Genomic DNA, 21,667 nt, shown 5'->3' on the forward strand with positions numbered 1-21,667 from the left:
GATAAAACGCAATTAACTCATAAACATGCCACCATTCACATGAATAGTTTCACCTGAGATATACGCCGCCCCTTCGCTTACTAAAAAGGCAACGGTTGCAGCAATTTCTTCCGGCTTCCCTAGCCTGTTGGCAGGAATGTCCTTAAAGATCGCCTCTCTTTGCTCATCTGTCAATGATTTAGTCATGTCGGTATCGATGAATCCGGGCGCAACAACGTTAATTGTAATGCCACGAGACGCCACTTCACGCGCCATGGATTTGGTGAAGCCGACCACTCCCGCTTTTGCTGCAGCGTAATTCGCCTGGCCTGGATTGCCTGTGCTGCCCACCACCGAGCCCACATTAACAATACGACCATAGCGCTTTTTCATCATGCCGCGCAGCACCGCTTTTGACAGTAAAAAAATAGAAGTCAGATTGGTATCTAAGATATCACTCCACTCTTCTTCTTTCATTCGCATCAACAAATTATCTCGCGTGATGCCTGCATTATTAACTAAAATATCAATACTGCCAAACTCATCATTGATTGCCTTAAGGCCATCATCGATCGACGCTTTGTCGGTGACATTCAGCACCATGCCTTTACCACCCGAAGTATTTAGATACTCGGTAATGGCATCGGCACCATTGGGCGAAGTGGCAGTACCAATAACCTTCGCTCCCTGACTCGCCAATTCCAGGGCGATGGCTTTGCCAATTCCCCGCGACGCGCCAGTGACTAACACCACTTTGTCGTTTAATTGATTTTGCATCATTATTTTTAACCTTTTACATTACAATTCAGCAAGTGATTCAGGTGTGTTGATCGCTGAGGCCTGTAATGACTTGTCGATACGTTTGGCCAGACCTGTTAACACTTTACCGGGGCCTACTTCCAGCAGGCTGGTTACGCCCTGCGCGGCCATAAACTCAACCGTTCTGGTCCACTGTACGGGGCAATATAACTGACGAACTAATGCGCTTTTAATCGCCGCTGGATCGGTTTCAATGGTGACATCGACATTATTGATCACCGCAATTTGAGGCGATTTAATTTCAATTTCCTGCAATGCCTGCTCAAGTTTTTCGGCAGCCGGGCGCATTAAATCACAATGTGACGGCACACTGACCGCAAGCGGTAATGCACGTTTTGCACCGGCTTCTTTGCAGGCTTCACCGGCTTTTTCGGCCGCATTTTTTTCGCCTGCAATCACCACCTGACCAGGGGAATTAAAGTTAACTGGCGAGATGACCTGACCGGTGTCGCTGGCAATTTGCTGACAGATTTGTGCAATCTTGTCATCCTCGAGCCCGATAATGGCATACATGGCACCCGTTCCAGCAGGAACAGCCTGTTGCATAAATTGACCGCGAGCTTCTACCAGTTTGACCGCATCCGCAAAATTGAGTGCGCCTGCACAGACTAACGCTGAATATTCGCCTAAACTGTGGCCGGCCAGATAAGCATAGCTTGAGCTTTGTGCGGCCATGGCGCGCCATATCGCCACACTGGCGGTTAAAATGGCAGGTTGGGTAACGTGAGTTTCATCAAGTTTATTGTCTTTGTTTTCCTGCACTGTCGCCCATAAATCGTAACCTAGCACTTCTGATGCCTCACCAAACGTATCGGTAATCACAGAGTGAGACTGCGCCAGATCATTGAGCATACCAGTAGACTGTGATCCCTGACCGGGAAACACGCATGCAGTCGTGGTCATAAATATTCCTTATCGAAAACAGATAATTTAATAACGAACAAGAGCAGAAGCCCAGGCAAATCCACCACCAAATGCTTCCAGCAACAGGTGTTGACCACGCTGGATTCGACCATCTCTGATAGCAGTATCCAAAGCGGTAGGGACCGTTGCCGCGGAAGTATTGCCGTAGTTTTCCAAAGTAAGAACCACCTGATCTAACGACATATCTAATTTTTTTGCCGTTGCTTTGATAATTCTGAAGTTGGCCTGATGCGGCACCAGCCAGTCCAGGTCAGACTTTGCCATATTGTTGGCCGCCAGTGTTTCTTCCACCACTTCTGAGAGCTTATTTACCGCGACTTTGAAGACTTCATTGCCCTTCATGACGCCCCAATTGTCGTGGATGGATTGTTCATCACCACGTGTAGGGTTGCCAACATAAAGTAAATTGCCATAAGAGCCGGCAGCATGAATGTGCGTAGACAAGATCCCGGGTTCGTCACTGGCTTCGATAACCGTTGCCCCCGCCGCATCACCAAATAAAATCACCATGGTGCGGTCGGCAGGGTTAACCAGACGACTCAAGCAGTCTGTACCCACCACTAAAATGCGTTTTGCCATGCCGGACTTAATGTATTGATCAGCCACACTTAGCGCGTAGCAGTACCCGGCACAAGCCGCTGCAACGTCAAACGCAGGGATCCCATCAAGGCCTAAAATCTGTTGAATCTCGCAGGCTGAAGATGGCAGTGCATAACGACCACTGGTAGTGGCGCATACAATCATATCAATCGATTTAAGATCAATATCGGCCGCTTCAATTGCTTTTTTACTTGCTTCAGCGCCCATTGTCGCAGCAGTTTCATCTGCGCCAATGATGCGGCGTTCTTTAATGCCGGTGCGGTCAGTTATCCATTTATCGCTGGTATCGACCATCAGTTCAAGGTCAGCGTTCGTTCTTACTTCGCTGGGATAATAACTACCGGTTCCAATAATTCGGGAAAATTTGCTCAAAGCTGCTCCAACAAAACGGTTTCTATTTTGTTTTTAATTTTTTCTGGTACACCAATTCGCGCTTCCTGCATTGCTTCTACAATGGCATAGTAAAAAGCGTCTGAAGAGGCATTGCCATGACTCTTTACAACAATTCCGCGCAATCCTATCAAACTGGCGCCGTTATACTGGTCGGGGTTCACCCGATTATAGATAGATTTTAATAACGGCAGGGCAATTTTCGCCATCATGCGGGTAAATAAATTCGCCTGAGACTGTTGCCGTAGCTCGCTTATAACCAGTTTAGCCAATCCTTCACTGGATTTTAATGCCACGTTACCGGTGAAGCCATCGGTTACTACCACATCGGCGTTATCGGTGAAAATGTCATCACCTTCGACATAGCCTATATAGTTAAGTTCTGCTGCTTGCTTAAATAACTGGTCAGCATGTTTGACCTGAGCATTGCCTTTAATATCTTCTTCACCGACGTTCAGCAGCGCCACTCTGGGGTTTTCAATGCCACTAATCTGCTCTGCTAGCACTGACCCCATAACACCATACTGAAACAAAGTTTCTGACGTACAGTTCACATTGGCACCTAAGTCCAGCAAAAATACTTTATGATGATCAGCCGTCGGCATCATCGAAATCAACGCGGGTCGGTCAATACCAGGTAAGGTTTTGAGAATATAGAACGCCAGGGTTAATAACGCCCCGGTATTACCTGCGCTAACACAGGCATCAGCTACACCTTCATTTACGAGTTCAATTACCCTGCGCATCGACGAGGATTTTTTAGTGCGTAACGCTGAGGTGGGTGATTCCCCCATTTCCACTACCTGTTCGCAATGTTCCAGGGTGACACGTTCGCGTTGCTGAGTTGTCAACGATTGCAGATAAGGCGCAATAGCTGATTCTTTACCACATAATATGAAATGGAATTCAGCATGCTGCTGAATAGCTTTGATAGCTGCGGGAAGAGTAACTGGGGGACCATGATCGCCCCCCATGATATCTAACGCAATGGTTAGTTTAGACAAAATTGTTAACCGGTCGCTTAGCGATCGATGACTTTTTTGCCTTTATAGTAACCGTCAACGGTTACGTGATGACGACGGTGTGTTTCACCCGACGTTGAATCGACAGACAAAGTCGCGCCTGTCAATGCATCGTGTGAACGACGCATGCCGCGCTTAGAACGCGTTTTACGATTTTGTTGTACTGCCATAACTTACTCCTGGTCTCGCTTAAGTTCTTTCAAAACCGCGAAAGGGTTTGGTCGCTCTTGTTCCGGTGAAATTTTGCCAAACTGCATATCATCTTCACCCACCGGGCAATCCTCCTCTGCATGAAGGGCTACCAGGGGCAACGACAAAATCAATTCGTCTTCAAATAACTGAAGTAAATTAACTTCTCCATGGTCGTTGACCTCTACCGGATCGTAAGCTTCGGGTAATACTTCAGTATCTTCTGACCCCTGCACTGGGCTGTAACAGAATTCTACATGAAGCGGGTAAGTAAACTCACCATTACACCGCTGACAGATAAGTGATACTTGTGTCGACAAGTTGCCGTGAAAAACAGTAAGACCCTGCGCGTCTTTTTCGAACTGCACTTCCACTTCAACTGCATCGTCACAGGTGACAACAGCATCTAATAGCCTTTCCATATCTTTGGATGCAACAATACCCTGATAATCAGAGCGTTTCATTGCACTCTTGAATGGATCGACCGATTGCGGTAATTTCACTTTCTGCATAGGGCGCGCATAATATAGAGTCAACCGTTTTATGTCAAAGGTTTGTTCACTTTAACCCGTCATTTTTTGTACTGCTAAATGCATACCTTGCTACATGTCGGGTCAGGTAACCTCAATTTCGCCACAAACAGGCGTCTACTCAGTATTATAGAAAAAGGTTATGTCAGCAAAAATTATCTTAGCCAGCTCATCACCCTACCGCAAACAACAGTTGGCCCAGCTAGGGTTGAAGGTCGATTCAGCCTCGCCGGATATTGACGAATCGCCCCATTCAGCTGAGGCACCACAACAGCTGGCCGAAAGACTCGCATTGGCGAAAGCCCGTAAAATTGCAGAACAGTTTCCTGACGCCATTGTCATCGGTAGTGATCAGACTGCCAGCGTTGACATTAATGGTGAAGCGCTATTACTGGGAAAAGCGGGCAACTTCACCAAGGCGAAACAACAACTCACTCAGTGTCAGGGAAAAACCGTCATATTCTACAGCGTAGTCTGTTTGCACTGCGCGAGCAGCAACAAACAGCTGGTGCGCACTGAAATCACCAAAGTCAACTTCAGGCAGTTAAGCGACGCCGATATCGACGCCTATTTACACTGCGAGCAGCCTTACGACTGCGCAGGGAGTTTTAAAGCAGAAGGCAAAGGCATATTGTTACTCGACGAGCTGAGTTCCCGCGACCCCAACGCATTAATAGGTATGCCGGTAATTTTATTGCGTGAAATGCTGGCCGAATTCGATATCGATTTGCTTAGACTGGCTACTCAACCCGTGGCCTGAGTGTCATTAAATAAAAATTTACTGAGTTCTTCGATACTGTGCACTATGGTTAACGGCTCATGCGCTTGCAGGTTTACCGCTGCATGCACACCGTAAGACACGCCCACTCTATCCATGCCTATCGCCTGTGCCATGGCCATATCGTAAGTGGTGTCACCGACCATTAGTGCCTTCTCGGCAGAGATACCGGTTTCAGCTAAAATTTGTAACAGCATGTCAGGTGAAGGTTTAGAATCGGCTTCATCAGCACAACGCGAAACGGAAAAGAATTGCCCGGTATCGGTATTACGCCACGCTCTGTCCAGTCCTCGTCGCGCTTTTCCCGTAGCAACGCCGAGGGTAAGCCCACGGGCCTTTAACTGCGCCAGCATTGTCTCCACCCCGTCAAATAACGGACAGGGGGTGGTATCTTTTTGCAGATAAATCGTTTTGTACACCTGTGTCAGGCGCTCTGCAGTTGCTTCATCTTCAATTTGAAACAGCTGCTTGATAGCAGGTTTTAAACTGATGCCGATAATGTGACTGACCTGCTCAAACGTCGGTACCGGTAAGTCGCACTCGCGTGCTGCAATTTGCATACAACTGACAATTTTGGCCGCTGAATCCATTAAGGTGCCATCCCAGTCAAAGATAATGAGTTCGTACTGCTTCATGCTAACTGCCTTAAAATACTTTGTAGCTGCTCATCCAATGGTGCTTCAAACGAAATCCGTTGCTCTGTTTTAGGATGTAATAAACTGATTTTTACTGCGTGCAAAAACAGGCGTTGTAACCCTTTACTCTGCACATAGGCATCAAATTCTGCATCACCATACTTTGGATCACAGGCGATGGGGTGGCCTGCGTGCTGGCAATGCACCCGGATTTGATGCGTCCGTCCTGTTATCGGGGAGGCTTCAACTAAGGTTGCCTGGTCAAATTGCTGTAAAATACGATAGCGGGTTTCCGACGGTTTTCCCTGTTCGTTAACATTGACCAGTCGCTCACCGGACTGCAAAACGTTTTTTTGCAATGGTGCTTTCACTTTAAATCGCGTTTCCGGCCACTGCCCGGCAACCAATGCCTGATAGCGCTTATCCATTTGACCGTGGCGAAGTTGTTCGTGCATGTGTCTGAGTGCAGACCGCTTTTTGGCGATTAAAATACAACCGGAGGTATCACGATCCAGACGATGCACCAGTTCCAGAAACTTCGCTTCAGGGCGCAGCGCCCGCAAACCTTCTATCAAGCCAAAACTTAAGCCACTGCCACCGTGCACCGCTGTACCTGAGGCTTTATTGATCACCAGCAAACGGTCGTCTTCAAACAGAATCTGTGATTCCAGTTCAGCCACCTTTTGCAATTTAGGGGAAGGCGTAGACGGGGTTTCCGATACCCTTACCGGAGGCACCCTCACCACGTCATTGGCACATAGCTTGTATTCAGGTTTCACGCGCCCTTTATTTACGCGCACCTCACCCTTGCGCAGGATGCGATAGATCATGCTCTTGGGCACGCCCTTTAACTGCGTTTTTAAAAAGTTATCAATACGCTGACCAGCATACTCCTCGTCAACGTCGATAAATCTGACTGTATTATTCACTTCTGTTTTCATGGCGCGCAGTATACTGCATTCAGTTGCGACAAGGCTATGCTTTGACGTAAACAAAATTGGCGTGCCCTAATATGTATTGGCGCTAACTATAGAGGCAAACCCGTGCCTGCATTGCGGGTACACCTGATTTAGCCGTCATTGCTTTGAGAAGTGCAACGAGAATAGTGAAAAGGAACAAAGGATTTCTTGCTAAGTTGCTTAGTTTAATGCCATAATCCCTATGTTTTATTTTCAGAAGTTAAGAGCGTGTTGATCTTTGCGGTTTAAAAACGAAACTGTAAAGGTCAATACGCTCCATGAAAATAAAATCGGTTGAACAAACTGTTAAGTAAAAACCATGCTCTTTCGCGTTGGCCAGCCTAAAAATGTAAGCGCCAAAGTAGTAAAAAATGCAGTACTAAAGCATTTTTGAACACCCTGCGATATGACGTAACAAACAACGAAGTTCGCCGTTTAGTATTACAGAATTGAATTGACAGCTATGTTGGCAAAAAGCCAGTGTAGAAAATTACATTTGAATAGTTATCAGGGCAGTCGTTCCCGACACCCAAGAGACGCGCTTACATGAGAATCTTAGCGCTAAAAAAAGTATTTATTGGGTAATGCGACATAACAACAGAGTCCCCGTCCAGCCGTGAGGTTGCGCGGTGAGGGTTTGCACATGTCACTTTAATTTTGTGTCTAGGCGGCTGTTTATGCAGAGTTAGATACAATGAAAAGAATGTTAATAAATGCAACTCAACAAGAAGAGTTGCGGGTTGCCCTGGTTGATGGGCAACGGTTGTACGATCTTGATATAGAAAGTCCTGGACACGAGCAAAAAAAAGCCAACATCTATAAAGGCAAAATAACGCGGGTTGAACCCAGTTTAGAAGCTGCCTTTGTCGATTACGGCGCAGAACGTCACGGTTTCCTTCCCTTAAAAGAAATTGCCCGCACTTACTTCCCTGATGGCTACAGATTTGACGGCCGTCCTAACATCAAAGACGTGATCAAAGAAGGTCAGGAAGTCATTGTTCAGATTGACAAAGAAGAGCGCGGCCAAAAAGGCGCGGCGTTAACCACGTTTTTGTCTCTTGCTGGCAGCTATTTGGTACTAATGCCAAACAATCCGCGTGCTGGCGGTATCTCCCGTCGTATTGAGGGCGATGAGCGCACCGAGCTTAAAGATTCGCTGAATAAACTTAACCTGCCTGAAGGTATGGGTTTAATCGTGCGTACCGCGGGTGTGGGCAAATCGTTTGAAGAATTAGACTGGGACTTAAAAGTGCTGCTTACCCACTGGGAAGCGGTTTCAAATGTCGCTAAAGAGCGCTCGGCTCCCTTCCTGATCCATCAGGAAAGCAATGTTATTGTCAGAGCGATTCGCGATTATCTTCGTCGAGACATTGGTGAAATCCTAATCGATAAAACCAGCGTCTACGAGCAGGCGTTACAACATATTCGCCTGGTTCGCCCTGATTTTGCTAACCGCGTTAAACAGTATAATGGTGACGTACCGTTATTCAGTCATTTCCAAATTGAAAGCCAGATAGAATCAGCTTTTCAACGTGAAGTGCGCCTGCCTTCTGGTGGTTCTATTGTTATTGACCCAACCGAAGCGTTGACATCCATTGATATCAACTCAGCGCGCGCGACCAAAGGTGGTGACATCGAGGAAACCGCGTTCAATACCAACCTGGAAGCAGCCGACGAGATTGCCCGTCAGTTACGCTTACGTGACCTGGGTGGCCTGGTTGTGATTGACTTTATTGACATGACTCCGGTACGCCATCAACGCGAAGTTGAAAACCGCATGAAAGACGCGGTCAGAAACGATCGCGCCCGAGTGCAGCTAGGCCGTATTTCGCGTTTCGGGTTGTTAGAAATGTCCCGTCAGCGTCTGCGTCCGTCTTTAGGGGAATCAGCGCATCACGTATGTCCTCGCTGTTCCGGGCATGGCACCATACGCGGCACTGAATCACTGGCGTTATCTATTTTGCGTATTATCGAAGAAGAAGCGATCAAAGATAATACCGGTCAAATTGAAGCGCAGTTGCCGGTCTCGGTAGCCACCTATCTGCTGAACGAAAAACGTCGCTCAGTGCGCACCATCGAAAAACGCTATGGCGTTGAGCTGGTACTCATTCCTAACGCGAATCTGCAGACACCACACTATCAGGTCACCCGCAGACGCCCGGAAGAGAAAGTTAACGAAGTCAGCTATAACATTGAATTAGCGGAGCTGAGTGAAGCAGAAACCACTAAGCCTTCTGCCGCAATTGGTAAGCGCGAAGAGCCTGCGCTCCAGGGGCTGGTTGCGCCAACACAGGCACCAGTGGTTACCCAGACGGAACGAAAAGTAGAGAAACCTTCAGACTCATTGGTGAAGAAGATTTCTGGCTGGATTAAAAATTTGTTCTCTGCCGGTAGCGAGCAAGAAGAAAGTAAATCAACCAGCGACAATCGCAATAAGCCATCATCACGTTCCCGCTCACGCAGTGACGACGACAGAAAGCCACGTCGCCCACGTAGTAATAAGAACAAACGTAATGAGCGCCCCTCGCAGGACAGCCGAGACGATTCTAACCAGCGCTCAGATGATAAGCGTTCGCGTAATAAGAATCGTAACCGCAGAAACACGCAGGATGATAATGTAAAAACGCAGGATAATGCGGTAAAAGCGCAGGATAATACCGAATCAAAAGATGGACAGGACAAATCCTCATCCAATCGCAAGAAGCAGGTTGCCGAGCGTCGTAAGCGTCGCGATGGCAGACGCAGTGTTCGCGTTCAGGATGCTGACAGCAGTGTGGAAACTCAGCAAGTTGGCCAGGCCGAAGAATCCGTTGAAAAAACGGTGACTAAGCCCACCCGACAGGCTGAAAAACCTGCACCAAAACGTGCTGAAAAATCGACTGAAAAGCAACCGGAGGCAAAGCCTGCTGCTAAATCAGCACCAGAAAAGCCGGCAGCCACACACACAGATGCCAGTGAAGAAAAAGCTGAGCAGGTAACCGAGCCTGAAGTGGCTGCAAATGACCAGGACGAGAACGAAAGTGCAGCAGCTCGTAGTAGAAGCAGACGCTCTCCTCGTCACGTGCGCGCAGCGGGTCAACGTCGTAAAAAGACTGGCGATAAAGCAGACGGTGAAGAAGCCACCCCTGAGGCCACGACAGCCCGTGCTGAAGTCAAACAGGATGAGTTACAGTTTGACTTACCTGACGATACAGCAGTGCAACAAGCAGCAAAAGAAAACACTACATCTGAGGTTTCCTCACAGCAGGAAGAACCCAAGCAGGTTGAAATTGACCTTGCTGGTGAATCTGCCGTCGCGGCAGAACCTGAAGTGAAAGACCAGGTTGTTCAAAGCGACGCCGGGCAGGAAACTGTAACTGACGAGATCGTAGCGCCGGAGAAAACCAGTAAAGCGGTTGAACCTGGGTCTGGCAAGTCCACGGCCCCCGTCTGGATGGCAAGTAGTAAAGGCAAGGTAAATGTTTCACACCCTACTGCGCTTCCAGCAGAAGTTGAAGCAAGCTTTGGTGAAATAGCGCTAAACGCGCGCGCTGACTCGTCGCGTCCTTCACTTGACGTTTCAGGACGATTGGCCAGCATGGAGTTTAAAAAGTCTGGTGCCAATGCACCTATGACACTACCTCCAAGTCAATAACTGTGAATCGGCCACACTCATGGTGTGGCCTTTTTTATGTCTACACCCAATCATTTTGTCGACACCCTAAAGCAGCATCTGCCTCTCTTAGCCCATAATGATATTGAGTTAATTCAGCCATTGTGGAACGACTATGGCTACTGTGTTCGCTGCGTACTTCAGCATGGCGGCCCTGTTGTGGTAAAGATAGTAGAACTACCGCAATCAATAAGCCAACACCCTAAAGGTTGGGCAACTCAACACAGCCACTTACGCAAGTGCCGCTCTTTTGACGTGGAAATGCACTTTTACCGGTATTTTGCGAAACAGACCTCCCTCCCCCCATTACCACAGCCATATAGATTAAAAAAGTTAGACAACGGCTGGCTGTTCGCGTTAGCCGATCTTAAGGACCAGGGCTTTATACGCACGACCACCGAACTATCCGTCAACCAATGTTTCACCGTGTTGGACTGGCTGGCCAACTTCCACGCGCGTTTTTTACACCACCCTGCTGAGGGTTTGTGGCAACAAGGTGGCTATTGGCATTTAAGTACCCGTGAGGACGAATATAAACAGACGCAAGACGGTGAATTAAAAGCGGCTGCACACCGATTGGATGAGCTACAGCGTGCCTGCGCTTATCAAACGATCATCCACGGTGACGCCAAAGTGGCGAATTTCTGCTTTAGTGCTGACTTTGCCCGCTGTGCAGCGGTAGACTTTCAGTACCCCGGATGCGCGCCGGGCATTGTTGATGTGGCGTATTTTATTGGTAGTGCGTTAAGTGATGAAGATCAGCTAGCCTGTTGGGAAGCGTGCCTTGACCGCTATTTCTGTACACTTGCAGGTGCGTTGTCAGCAAGCCAGGAAGGACATCAGATAAAACAGCTGGAGCGTGCCTGGAGAAACCTGTACCCCATCGCTTGTGCTGACTTTCATCGCTTCCTGGCTGGTTGGTCACCCCAGCATTGGAAGATCAACGAACATCTGCAGCAACAAACGGCGCTTGCGCTAGCCATAATTGAAAAAGACAAGTGTTAGCTCAACGCTGACCTGAAGCGGGATCCCACTTCTGTAACAGCGCGTCGAACTTCCCTTCTTCGATGAACTGTGCAACGCCCTCATCAAATTGACGGGCAATAGCTGCATCCAGCGCAATGCCGCCATAGTGTTTGACCGGAAAAATGGGGTGCGTGGTCACTTCAAGTTCAGCGTGTTGCTCATTCAATATGTAATGAAGCAAGCGACTTTCGCCAACCACAATATCCGCCCGCTCAAAGGCAAGTAGCTTAACCTGCACCTCACGCTCTGCTAATTCAATATAATTAGAAAAAGAAACTGCCTGTTCAAACTCAGGGCCTAACACATGCTGTGCATGTTGATATGCCACAATACGCTTATTGCGCAGATCACTTATGTTCTCCAGCTTCACCCCATCAGCTTTACGGGTTATTGCGACATCATGATACGGGAGATAACGCACGGTGCGCGTCCCCACAGCGGACGCAAATGCTGCCGGGCTGGCAAAATCGAACTTTTGTTCGTTAAATTCTTTAATTAATCGGTTATAAGGCAGAACGGCAAATTGGGTGGTGTAACCTAATTCGGTAAATACTGCTCTGATGGCTTCAACATCGATACCGGTAGCATCACCGTTCTCATCATAATAGGCCCAGGGCGGACCCACATTAACTGCAATCATTAACGGAGTGTCTTTTGCCGAAGCAGAAAACGAAAATAGCACCAATATCGCAGAAATTAATTTAAATTTCATGAATGTTATTATTATTATTGTTACCGCTAGAGTAAGAGTATACCCCGACACATTCACCAATTGCTATTTTTTAATCACTTATAAAAGAGTACCTTAGCGATCAGGCGATAAAAATTTTATGCCATATGCAGAAAATACTATGTGTGACGGGGTTGAGGCATATGCGAAATATTCAGCATTTCAGTTAAGTCGCCAAAGGGAGCCGGGAATAAACGGCACAACATTTCACACCACCCTGACATTCTTAGCCAGCGTTTTAAACCGTCCACCATTTTTCTGCACTACCGTAATAGTCACATTGCCGCCTTTACTGGTATGCACATCACGCACTAAACCAGACTTGCCCTTGTGGGTGCCAGCGACCACCTCACAGGCATCGCCATCTTTAATTTCCATATTTCTCTCTTTACTTTACTGTCAAATGACCATGTTACTACCGCAATCACTTCTAACTTAACTGCTTATATTCCACATTACGGCAGTAAATAATTTATCGTGGTTAGCAGGTGTGATCACCCCTTCCCACGCTGTTTATCGCATTGCAGACGTGTTCTTTTATCAATTATAGCGGCACTTGACTGAATTGAGACGTAGGGTATTGAAATGACCAATCTATTTAACAGGGTAACTACGGGGTGGTCATTAGCGTTGCCAAACACTAGTAGAGGCGGCAACTTAAGCGATGGATGCAGTCGAATCTGCAGATCACATGGCTAGCACGTTTACTTCTTTGTAGTCTCATCGGCAGGCAAATCATTGCAAAGGTGACAATGAACATTTTTACGAAAAATATAAGCTCGGCGAAGGGCAAACACAGTGATTGAAAGCGTCGTCCAAAGCAAACCAAATTCGATACTATAAGCGATAGCGTGTCCTTTGAGATACTGTACCCCTGCAAGAAGCAAAAATATCAGTGGAAACGCAATGCTATATTGCACCAGCCATTTTGTTATCGGCATCGTATCTCCTCCGCACTGTTGATAATTTTTCTTCAGCATACAGCGTTAACATAGCAGTTTTTGAATGGCATACAAGCCCTACCGCGACAACCTTATCCTGATGCAAACACCTCTCAATTTGCAGATTAATTCGACCAGACGCCATTGGTCACCTGACAATCTACGGAGTCCAGCGCCATATGCAAGGTTAATCCCAATCCCACTAGCCTGCTTTTAGGGAACAAAATTAACAATATATACAGCGGTATTAACCACACTTTATGTAGCGGATGAAAACCAATACTACAGCGCTGGGGATCATATATTGGAGTAGCGAGAAGATGATCCAAATCTACCAGCATCGTCAGCATGAGGATCAGGTAAGCCCATTTCCAATTGTTTCGATAAAATGCAGCAACAATTAAAAGAGGAATAATAAAATGTAACGCCAAATGGACCATCTGCCTCTCCGTTAACGCAAAAAACTGGAGTGATTAATTTTTATTGCGGCTCACTGTGGCCAGATAATGCTACTTACTTCGCTTAATCGGGAATAGCCCGAACCAGAAAGCGCCTTCTAAGATAAAGCCCAGAATAATAAATATAAACATCCCCGTTTGATTACCCCAACTATACGAAGATATTGCTGCTATAAGTAACGCGAAAATAATAAAGTAACGGTAAATAGATTTCATTGTTTCACTGCTTAAAATTATGCCCATTCAAGGGCTGTGGCCACACAAGATTTAACAGAAACGAGACCAACAAGGCTGCTTCATGCCTGCTCCAGTAAATTTAATGACAGGTTTTAATGATCATTTTATACCGTTAACTCGCTGGTATTGATATAACCCTGATAGCGCATTGTACAACCCTGCCGCCATGGTGAAATCGTGCCCCACATCGTTAAATTCGTTCAGTCTTAAGGTTAAATCGATTGAACGGTTTTCCAAAATGGTAGCTGCAAATAAGTCATACACCGAGCGCATCTCGCCACCTTCACTGCCAATATTCATATACAGATAGGTGCCGACCTCGTTTTCTGCAACCACATACTGCTGGGCCGATTTGGCTGTCTCTCTTGCCCCCCACCAAACAGCGGGGCTAAAAGCCAGATGGGATTGAAAAAGGTGGGGCCGTGAATGAAAACTATGGATAACGGTCAGTCCCGCCACTGAGTGACCAGCGATGGTATTAAGCGGGATTGTTCGATAGTTCTCATTGATGCGTGGGATCAGTTCTTTTTCTATAAAGTCTAAAAAATTATCTGCTCCCCCTCCCTTTCCTACCGGCCCCCTTGGGTCCTTATTGATGGTCGGCGCAAATTCATCTAAACGATCGTTAACGTCTATGCTCACTACGATATGTTCATAAGAACCCGCTGATAAATAAAGCCTCTCAAGCATGCCTTTGAGCATGCTTTGATTTGCTCTACCGTCCAATAAGTAAATAACGGGGTAATTTTTCAACATCTCAGTTTCGTAGGACGGTGGCAGAGTAATATCCACCTGGGGCGACTGCGCATGCACGAGCGAGCAAAACAACATGGAGAGTAACAGATGAAGAGCTTTCAAATTAAGAAATTTCTTTTTCAAAGGTGATAACCAACGGCCGTTAACGTTCGGTAAGGTTTAAGTTATCCCACTATATCGTAAGTAACGGCTGTCGTCACCGCTCACATAAAGATTGAGAATCATACACTTAACCAGATCAAACTGGTGGCGGGGAAATATAGTAAATCGCGGCAGACACCCCTTCATTACAATGAACGGTACCGGTTCAAATAATGTACTTGCGCATGAGGCGCAAACGACAATTGGTCAGCCGGTAATAATGCGTCGGCTAATAGCATAGCTAATTAAGCGCGATATTTTAAAGGGTAACTCCAATCGTGCTGACAATTCACACGCGGCTGGTTTTGTTTAAAAGGAGCACCGACATAAACCCTAGAAGAGGTAATAACACCAGGGTTAAAAATTGCGGAGCATCCAAGATGGCTGCGGATAAAATTGCCGAGGCCCATAACAGGCTGATAGCACTATTTTTTTTATTGCATAGTTTCATCACACACTCCATCAAGAATTGAGATTACACCTGCTAACTTAGCAATTAATTTCAACCTTGCCTACTTTTTGCGCGTATTTTTACATATTAACGGCAGTGATATCCTTGAATATCAGTGGAACCAAATAATCATGCCATCACTGATTTAGTCCAAGTTCTTTTTGCATTTTCTTTGTAAGCCCCAGGGAAACAATCCTGTATGACTCTGAAAGATAATATTCAAGCTCATCGCCTTCAGCCAGGCTGCAGTCATAGAGTTGTATCCATTTCATGCCTCTCGATGCAAGGTAAGGCGCTGGCCTGAAGCCGGGTTTTGCCGCTAAAAAATGATAGTTTTGTTCGGATGTTTTAAATGTAAACGCTGCACTGCCTGTTTTTTCCCAGCCGCCAATCGCGAACACTTTTCCGCCTACTTTCCACACATCTGAATTACCCCACTGAACCACATGCGTTGTGGCTCGGAAAGCCTTGCAAAAAGAGTTGAATTCATCGTAATTCATTGGGTTACTCTGACGGGCAAATAATACCATCACAATAAATTAGCACATGTGGACAACACGTGAGCGAAGTGAATGTATTTATCCCTTCGCTATATTTTACTAGCTTCATTCAATGAGGCATTTTGAGAAATAATCGCTGACCATTGCTCACTTGTTTTAACTTCTGAACCGCCCTCAATTAATATCCCCTGTTGGTCTACTCGGATTATATAAGGAAGAGAACCGCTATAATTAGCGAAAAGCCGCTCACGAAGCACGGATTTAGCATCGGCTGACTTCCATACCTCTCCTGAGAACCCCGTTTTTGCTAACATTCTTTTAAGCTTAATCCAATCTTCGTCTAGGGATACGGCAACAATGCGAACAGTTGGCGGAGTATTTTTAATTGCTTTGTCTAAGTTTTCCAATGTTCCATAGCAAGGCGAGCACCAAGACGCAAAAAAGTAAGCGACTATAAATTCTCCCTGGAGGTTTTGAAAAGAAAATGACTGTTTATCTAAGGTGTAAAAAGTATGTGCTTGAACAGGCTTCCCGATAAGAGCTTTAGAAACTGCGACTTTTTCTTCATATGACTGGCCCCAGGAAATACTCGGGATAAATAAAAATAGTAACAACCTGACTTGTTTCACTACGACCTCCTAACTGTCAAAGTATAATGGTCAAAATGGTAATACCACTAATCCCTGATCCCAAATTTTTTGATTCGATCAAATCCTGCTTTATTGTGTTTAATCACTTCATTGTCAGACTCTGCCTCACCAACAGTATACATCTCTTCCATAAACCATTCGAAACGAATCTGACCGGTTTCCGTTATCTCATGAAAGCGCCAGTTAGTAAATCGGCTCACACCGTATGCGCCTAATATCTTCATGCCATCTAACTCTTTTAGTTTATACCGGCAATAGCTTGAGTGCTGTGTTTATGTCCCAGCGCGCCCCTGCGCGCGTGTTTAAGTTATTGTTATATGCCAACAAAATTAGCCCCAAAGAGTTAACTTAAAATAAAGCATTGATACAGTGAATGTAATAGCCAAAACACTAAGGCTACTGACGACATCAACCGTAGTCTTACTGCTACCAAAAATTACTAATGTTTTGCCGACTATCAGTCTGCCAATAAGCATTGACGAAATTGCGATAACACCAAGAGCAATTACGTGATTTAGCACAAAATTTAATATTTCATCCATGAACTGCGATCCTCAAAAAACCGTTGGCATATAACTATTGCTTAAACGGCACAGACCGTGGGGCAATAATGGCGCAGCCGCCCCGCGGTTTGTGTCCGCAGCGACCAACGGGAGCGTTTAAAGCCATTGTTATATGCTCTTAACACCGATCACGTCACCAGACATTAAAACAGCTACAAAATTCTTGGAACCGAACATTTTATTGCCGTCTAGAAGTGGATCGTACTCAATAACATAATACCAATACTCAGCTTCGAGAAAACCGCCAAAACAATGATATTTGACCAGCTCAATACTTCTGATTTCGATACCATCAAATTTCGGTAAACTGGTTACAGCCCAATCCTTTACCAATGTATAAGCATCGAATGTAGGTAGTGGAGGTGGAATCATTTTTTTAGGCGACCACGCCCCTGCCTTTTTAATTTTGCTTCCGGGAATAATTAAACCGTATTTTTCACCACCATGAGTTGCAGTGGTTCTAGGTGTGTGATCCTCACAAAACTCGGTATTCGCCTGAACGAATAATGGAATTAGTGTCAGTAGAATAACAAAAATTTTAATCACGAACTTTCCTTGAGCATATAACTTTGACTTAAAGGGCAGTAACACAGCGGCGATAATGGCGAAGCCGCCGCTGTGTTACTGTCCCAGCGCGCCCCGCGCGCGTTTTAAAGTTGTTGTTATATGCCAATTTACTTGTCATTTCCATTTTTTTGCTGATAAGTGTGCTTGTCCACAAAGTAACCTTGATGCGAGCTAAAAGAGTACAATAATGTGAGAGATAGAGTCGATGCGGCGAACCAATACATTGTTTTTTTGGGGCTTTAATCCCCTTGAAAAGACAAACAACTATATTGAGCAAATTACCTATAAATATGATGAGAAACAAGAACCCTAGAAAAAGTGTGAAAATTTGCATCGTTTAGTTAAATCAACTTGGCATAACTTTTACTTAACGGGCATAAACACAGCGCTACAATCGCGAAGCGGCATTGTGTTTTTGTCCCAGTGTGCGCCTGCGCACACGCCATTATTTGTTTGTTATACATACGTTCACAACCATACTATAAAAGAGGGAATAGAAACACGCTACAAGCAAACCAGCCCCAACAGATTACAACAATGTACGGCCTCTCTTTTACAAGATAGTTTGCACGCTTAGTTGCTTGTGACTCACCTTTTGTTACCAGATGAACTCCTACGAATATGACTGCTATTGCCAAAATGAAGAACAGGTATTTAACGAATTCCGATGATTGAAATACTAGATACAAGTCAAATGCATAGAGTATGACTTGGACATTTAGAAGAAGTGTCAAACTGGCGACTAGTTTTGCAGTGAAGAGGGAGTCACTGTCAAAGCGCTGGAGCAACGAATTAATACTTTGGATATAGACTTGAAGAATTGTACTCATTCCTTTGAATTTACCAGTATGTATAACTTTTACTTAACGGGCATAAACACAGCGCTACAATCGCGAAGCGGCGCTGTGTTTATGTCCCAGCCCGCCCCCAGGCGGGCGTGTTTAAGTTATTGTTATTCACCAACCTACTCCAACTTGCTTTGAAGTAAAAGAACATTGTGAAAAAGGCACCAGCAGAGACAACCTTTAAACCGAATTATTGGCGCTGAAAACGATAACAACATGCCAGGAAACGAGATGAGCAGCCAGCGGTGCTCGGATTTAAAAATTGCTACCATTGCTGATTAAAGCTTTAAAGCCGTTTGAGAAGAGAACTGAGCTAAGGGATTGTTTTTGATGATAATAGGGTTGGTGTATAACTTTAAACTAAAGGGCAAAAACACAATGCCACAATAGCGAAGCGGCATTGTGTTTTTGTCCCAGCAACCCGCCAGCGGGTTGCGTTTTAAGCGTTTTGTTATGCATCGGTGCTCACTATTGGTTGCCCAACTAAATCAATAATTACGGTATGACATTCTACATCGAACCATTGTTTGAACATATTTAGTGTTCGTTTTTTAGGCCACAGGCTCTCGTCTACATACCAACTAAAAAGCTCATTCTCAAAAAGTGATTTGTAATTGAGTTTTACCCACTGATTTACAATATCAGGTGTATCTGCATCTTCGTCTCGGATGAGGAAAACTGTTCTTTCCTCATTCACTTCCTCCAAAATAACTTTTGGTGAATTCGGAACGGGATCGGCAGAGTTAATCCAATCAATGGCAGGTTTCTTGTATTTGAGCATTATTGCAGCCCTATTGATCATGCATGTTTCTCCATCGATGCATAACTTTTAAATAAAGGGCAAAAACGCTGTGCTAGGCTTACAGCGGCACAGTGTTTTTGTCCCAGCGCGCCCCGCGCGCGTTTTAATTTTGTTGTTAGCTGCCATCACTTAAAATAACCGCAGGCTTTTGATTTAAAACAAATTGATAACCGAAAGCGCCCAAAATAGCAATTATACAAAGAACATTTAGCGCTTTAGATAGTTTTTTATAGGCAAATTCATTATCGCGTTGATCATAGTGATCGATGATTGTTAAAACTGCATTTGCGGATGCAATGACAAGAGCTATGATGAAAAATAGCAGAGGTAAACCTACAAAAGTTACCCCGTTACTGCTGGCGCGACCAGGAAAATATAAGCTGCCAGATGACCAACCATAAAGTGCTACTCCGAGTAAAAAACAGCACCACACCAAATTGAAAATGCGTGTGGATTTAGGAATGTGGTTTGGACGATATTTTTGCATGTTCCCTTTGGCAGCTAACGTTAAGCTAAAGGGCAAAAACACAATGCCATAATAGCGAAGCGGCATTGTGTTTTTGTCCCAGCAACCCGTCCCGCGGGTTGCGTTTTAAGCGCATTGTTAGGCACTACCTACACAATTCTTGAATCATTTTCTCAAAACCTGGATACCGCGCTCTTGCTTTTTGTATTATCTGTTTTGGGGTATCTTCGTGAGATGGGAACAACTCTTTAGCAAATTTCGAAAGCTTATCAATAGTTTTGCTTTCTAAAGAGGGAAAGGCTACGGCATCATATGGTCCGATACCATGCGCAAACAACCATACATAATCTCCAAAGTTTTCCGAAACAACTCCTAACTCGCCTTCAGAGCCAAAAAATACTATTGGTTGTTCCAGTAAATCATCAGTTTCTTTGGTTAGCCAAAATGCTACGTATCCACCAGACCCGTCCTGCCCAAAGATCAAAAATTCACGCCCATCGAGTGATTCGTTGCCTGTCCAGGCTTTGATCCAATGAGCTGTATCATCTTTTGAATTAAATTCCTCGTAAGGCTCAAAATCGATATCATGATGATAATAGTCTATTTCAATCTCATGCATTTTTTTCAATGCGTCCGGAAATCTTCTATTCAACTTATTAACTCCTTCGATTTAGATAGGTGCCTAACTTCTAAATAAAGGGCAAAAACGCTGTGCTAAGCTTACAGCGGCACAGTGTTTTTGTCCCAGTGCGCCCCGCGCACGTTTTAATTTTTTTGTTAGGTGCGTTCATTGCAAAATACCCTGTACGCAATTATTGAAGTCTCGTGATTTATTTTCAAACCGGTGCTGACTAATTCCCATTGCTTTTCAATGCCGCAGCCTTGGTCATTCGATTTAATAAAGTCATCAACAATTTTATTTCTTTTTTGCTCATCGTAAAAAGGGCTTGAGCGATTTAACTGAAATATACAAAGTGATGTAACTCCACTCCTTGAAATCGCATCAGATGGCTCTTCAAAGCAGGCATAACCAACTCCTGCGAAATCATTTTTTAGTTGAGTCGCACACGAACTCAGGAATAATATCAGCCCAACCACGATCAAAAATTTCATCGAGCACCTAACTTCCAAATAAGGGGCAATAACGGGCAGGCTATACTGCGAACGAAGTGAGTAGAGCCTGCATGTTATTGTCCCAGTGCGCCCTGGCGCACGGCTTGATTTGATTGTTATACGCAAACCGCTAGCAGATTGCCAGCATGGTTCAGCAACTTGAGAAAAGAGTGCCGGCAGAGAAGGGCGTTTTAGCCGTACTGTTACCAGTTAACTTTGAAAGCGTAGCGATGCTGAGCGAAGGTATGGTGCGCAAACCTTGTTTGACCCTGAAGATGCCGCTGCTTTTTGCTGAGAAGCGCCGAAAGGATTTGAGAAAAGCCTGCTGCTGAAGCTAATAAATTTACTGAAAAAGGGTTGGCGCATAACTTCCAAATATGGGGCAAAAACACAGCGCTACAATCGCGCAGCGGCGCTGTGTTTTTGTCCCAGTGTGCGCTCGCGCACACGCCATAATTTGCTTGTTATATGCCTTACTCACTTATTACCCTGCCTTCGCTCCAAAAGAGCGAAACCTTATGCCACCACAATCTAGTTTGAGGCAACAAAAATGGCTCGATTTTTTGCGGCATGCCATCACCTACAACAGCTGTATTTTGCAAGTCCTCTAATAGCCCTACAGTAGCAGCTTCTTTAACAAACTCATCGCCTTCTAAGTGCCACCTTTCCACTACTGAAAATATATCTCTAAGTTCTTCTTCATCTGAGTTTTCAACTAACGTTGATACATACCTAGCTAAATCTGATAAAGCTAAATACACAGGTAACTCATTTTCATCTGACCAATCATCAAGGAACTCTTTCCAAATAGGCTTAAAGCCATCGGCGACTTGGAGGATCGGTAACATCATAGTTTCTTTAGAGATCATCTCTCAAACCTAAGTGGCATATAACGCCTAAATATGGGGCACAAACTGGCAGGCTACAATGGCGAAGCCGCCTGC

General features: G+C 45.3%; 27 protein-coding genes. 4 read left to right on the forward strand and 23 right to left on the reverse strand.

The genetic code is table 11. The features are described 5' to 3' along the window. Nucleotides 1-12 precede the first annotated feature (12 nt). The 6 genes from fabG to yceD are packed head-to-tail and all read right to left on the reverse strand — an operon-like array spanning nucleotide 13 to nucleotide 4,435. Nucleotides 13-756 (reverse strand): 3-oxoacyl-ACP reductase FabG, encoded by a 744-nt coding sequence (fabG, locus tag HCJ96_RS01380; protein WP_169209461.1) that lies wholly within the window; start codon nucleotides 754-756, stop codon nucleotides 13-15. Between the two features lie 21 nt (nucleotides 757-777). Beyond that, nucleotides 778-1,701 carry an ACP S-malonyltransferase gene (gene fabD, locus HCJ96_RS01385; RefSeq protein WP_169209233.1) on the reverse strand — a complete coding sequence of 308 codons (924 nt, stop codon included), beginning with the start codon at nucleotides 1,699-1,701 and terminating at the stop codon, nucleotides 778-780. A gap of 27 nt (nucleotides 1,702-1,728) precedes the next feature. After that, complete coding sequence (locus HCJ96_RS01390) at nucleotides 1,729-2,694, reverse strand: beta-ketoacyl-ACP synthase III (protein ID WP_169209234.1); 966 nt, start codon at nucleotides 2,692-2,694, stop codon at nucleotides 1,729-1,731. Further along, nucleotides 2,691-3,716: a phosphate acyltransferase PlsX gene (gene plsX, locus HCJ96_RS01395; RefSeq protein WP_169209235.1), complete on the reverse strand. Its 1,026-nt coding sequence runs from the start codon at nucleotides 3,714-3,716 to the stop codon at nucleotides 2,691-2,693. Before plsX ends, HCJ96_RS01390 begins: the two co-directional genes overlap by 4 nt. Nucleotides 3,717-3,733: 17 nt before the next feature. After that, nucleotides 3,734-3,904 (reverse strand): 50S ribosomal protein L32, encoded by a 171-nt coding sequence (gene rpmF / locus HCJ96_RS01400; protein ID WP_169209236.1) that lies wholly within the window; start codon nucleotides 3,902-3,904, stop codon nucleotides 3,734-3,736. Nucleotides 3,905-3,907: 3 nt separating this feature from the next. Further along, complete coding sequence (gene yceD / locus HCJ96_RS01405) at nucleotides 3,908-4,435, reverse strand: 23S rRNA accumulation protein YceD (RefSeq protein WP_169209237.1); 528 nt, start codon at nucleotides 4,433-4,435, stop codon at nucleotides 3,908-3,910. Between the two features lie 160 nt (nucleotides 4,436-4,595). Here yceD and HCJ96_RS01410 point away from each other — a divergent pair, with 160 nt between their 5' ends. After that, nucleotides 4,596-5,213, forward strand: a complete 618-nt coding sequence (locus HCJ96_RS01410) for a Maf family protein (RefSeq protein WP_169209238.1) — start codon at nucleotides 4,596-4,598, stop codon at nucleotides 5,211-5,213. Here the strand turns inward: HCJ96_RS01410 and HCJ96_RS01415 are convergent. Both HCJ96_RS01415 and rluC read right to left on the reverse strand, forming a co-directional pair. Continuing rightward, a complete protein-coding gene (locus tag HCJ96_RS01415) occupies nucleotides 5,198-5,866 on the reverse strand; it encodes an HAD family hydrolase (protein WP_169209239.1) in 669 nt (222 codons plus the stop codon). The two genes, HCJ96_RS01410 and HCJ96_RS01415, sit on opposite strands and share 16 nt — an antisense overlap. Beyond that, nucleotides 5,863-6,807: a 23S rRNA pseudouridine(955/2504/2580) synthase RluC gene (rluC, locus tag HCJ96_RS01420; protein WP_169209240.1), complete on the reverse strand. Its 945-nt coding sequence runs from the start codon at nucleotides 6,805-6,807 to the stop codon at nucleotides 5,863-5,865. The genes HCJ96_RS01415 and rluC overlap by 4 nt, the downstream gene beginning before the upstream one ends. Before the next feature lie 712 nt (nucleotides 6,808-7,519). On the opposite strand from rluC, the gene rne reads away from it, so the two are divergent. Both rne and HCJ96_RS01430 read left to right on the forward strand, forming a co-directional pair. Then, nucleotides 7,520-10,459: a ribonuclease E gene (gene rne / locus HCJ96_RS01425; protein ID WP_169209241.1), complete on the forward strand. Its 2,940-nt coding sequence runs from the start codon at nucleotides 7,520-7,522 to the stop codon at nucleotides 10,457-10,459. A gap of 36 nt (nucleotides 10,460-10,495) precedes the next feature. Then, nucleotides 10,496-11,482 carry an oxidoreductase family protein gene (locus tag HCJ96_RS01430; RefSeq protein WP_169209242.1) on the forward strand — a complete coding sequence of 329 codons (987 nt, stop codon included), beginning with the start codon at nucleotides 10,496-10,498 and terminating at the stop codon, nucleotides 11,480-11,482. Between the two features lies 1 nt (nucleotide 11,483). Here the strand turns inward: HCJ96_RS01430 and HCJ96_RS01435 are convergent, their stop codons facing one another. The 14 genes from HCJ96_RS01435 to HCJ96_RS01500 form a co-directional block, all read right to left on the reverse strand. After that, complete coding sequence (locus tag HCJ96_RS01435; protein WP_169209243.1) at nucleotides 11,484-12,215, reverse strand: substrate-binding periplasmic protein; 732 nt, start codon at nucleotides 12,213-12,215, stop codon at nucleotides 11,484-11,486. Nucleotides 12,216-12,440: 225 nt separating this feature from the next. Next, the gene (locus HCJ96_RS01440) at nucleotides 12,441-12,611 is read right to left on the reverse strand and encodes a KOW motif-containing protein (RefSeq protein WP_169209244.1); all 171 of its coding nucleotides are present in this window, start codon (nucleotides 12,609-12,611) and stop codon (nucleotides 12,441-12,443) included. A 326-nt stretch (nucleotides 12,612-12,937) separates the two neighbouring features. Beyond that, a complete protein-coding gene (locus HCJ96_RS01445; protein WP_169209245.1) occupies nucleotides 12,938-13,174 on the reverse strand; it encodes a hypothetical protein in 237 nt (78 codons plus the stop codon). Nucleotides 13,175-13,299: 125 nt separating this feature from the next. Continuing rightward, nucleotides 13,300-13,614, reverse strand: coding sequence for a DUF6122 family protein (locus HCJ96_RS01450; RefSeq protein WP_169209246.1), 315 nt, complete (start codon nucleotides 13,612-13,614; stop codon nucleotides 13,300-13,302). Nucleotides 13,615-13,968: 354 nt separating this feature from the next. Next, on the reverse strand, nucleotides 13,969-14,727 hold the full coding sequence (locus HCJ96_RS01455) for an alpha/beta hydrolase (protein ID WP_246261053.1): 759 nt from the start codon (nucleotides 14,725-14,727) through the stop codon (nucleotides 13,969-13,971). 627 nt (nucleotides 14,728-15,354) lie between these two features. Continuing rightward, complete coding sequence (locus HCJ96_RS01460) at nucleotides 15,355-15,717, reverse strand: MmcQ/YjbR family DNA-binding protein (RefSeq protein WP_169209247.1); 363 nt, start codon at nucleotides 15,715-15,717, stop codon at nucleotides 15,355-15,357. Between the two features lie 89 nt (nucleotides 15,718-15,806). Then, the gene (locus tag HCJ96_RS01465) at nucleotides 15,807-16,346 is read right to left on the reverse strand and encodes a thioredoxin-like domain-containing protein (RefSeq protein ID WP_169209248.1); all 540 of its coding nucleotides are present in this window, start codon (nucleotides 16,344-16,346) and stop codon (nucleotides 15,807-15,809) included. Nucleotides 16,347-16,393: 47 nt separating this feature from the next. Beyond that, the gene (locus HCJ96_RS01470) at nucleotides 16,394-16,591 is read right to left on the reverse strand and encodes a hypothetical protein (RefSeq protein ID WP_169209249.1); all 198 of its coding nucleotides are present in this window, start codon (nucleotides 16,589-16,591) and stop codon (nucleotides 16,394-16,396) included. A gap of 105 nt (nucleotides 16,592-16,696) precedes the next feature. Beyond that, nucleotides 16,697-16,909: a hypothetical protein gene (locus HCJ96_RS01475; RefSeq protein ID WP_169209250.1), complete on the reverse strand. Its 213-nt coding sequence runs from the start codon at nucleotides 16,907-16,909 to the stop codon at nucleotides 16,697-16,699. Nucleotides 16,910-17,038: 129 nt separating this feature from the next. Then, nucleotides 17,039-17,476, reverse strand: coding sequence for a hypothetical protein (locus tag HCJ96_RS01480; protein ID WP_169209251.1), 438 nt, complete (start codon nucleotides 17,474-17,476; stop codon nucleotides 17,039-17,041). A gap of 1,317 nt (nucleotides 17,477-18,793) precedes the next feature. Then, on the reverse strand, nucleotides 18,794-19,144 hold the full coding sequence (locus tag HCJ96_RS01485) for a hypothetical protein (protein ID WP_169209252.1): 351 nt from the start codon (nucleotides 19,142-19,144) through the stop codon (nucleotides 18,794-18,796). A 115-nt stretch (nucleotides 19,145-19,259) separates the two neighbouring features. Then, nucleotides 19,260-19,631, reverse strand: a complete 372-nt coding sequence (locus HCJ96_RS01490; RefSeq protein WP_169209253.1) for a hypothetical protein — start codon at nucleotides 19,629-19,631, stop codon at nucleotides 19,260-19,262. Nucleotides 19,632-19,755: 124 nt separating this feature from the next. Beyond that, the gene (locus HCJ96_RS01495) at nucleotides 19,756-20,262 is read right to left on the reverse strand and encodes an SMI1/KNR4 family protein (protein WP_169209254.1); all 507 of its coding nucleotides are present in this window, start codon (nucleotides 20,260-20,262) and stop codon (nucleotides 19,756-19,758) included. Nucleotides 20,263-20,387: 125 nt separating this feature from the next. Further along, nucleotides 20,388-20,723, reverse strand: coding sequence for a hypothetical protein (locus tag HCJ96_RS01500; RefSeq protein ID WP_169209255.1), 336 nt, complete (start codon nucleotides 20,721-20,723; stop codon nucleotides 20,388-20,390). 146 nt (nucleotides 20,724-20,869) lie between these two features. Between HCJ96_RS01500 and HCJ96_RS01505 the strand changes: the two genes are divergently transcribed. Then, a complete protein-coding gene (locus HCJ96_RS01505; RefSeq protein WP_169209256.1) occupies nucleotides 20,870-21,055 on the forward strand; it encodes a hypothetical protein in 186 nt (61 codons plus the stop codon). 141 nt (nucleotides 21,056-21,196) lie between these two features. Here the strand turns inward: HCJ96_RS01505 and HCJ96_RS01510 are convergent, their stop codons facing one another. Next, nucleotides 21,197-21,592, reverse strand: coding sequence for a DUF7674 family protein (locus tag HCJ96_RS01510; RefSeq protein ID WP_169209257.1), 396 nt, complete (start codon nucleotides 21,590-21,592; stop codon nucleotides 21,197-21,199). Between the last annotated feature and the right edge of the window lie 75 nt (nucleotides 21,593-21,667).

It is taken from the genome of Alteromonas ponticola, assembly GCF_012911815.1.
GTDB classification, from domain to species: domain Bacteria; phylum Pseudomonadota; class Gammaproteobacteria; order Enterobacterales; family Alteromonadaceae; genus Alteromonas; species Alteromonas ponticola.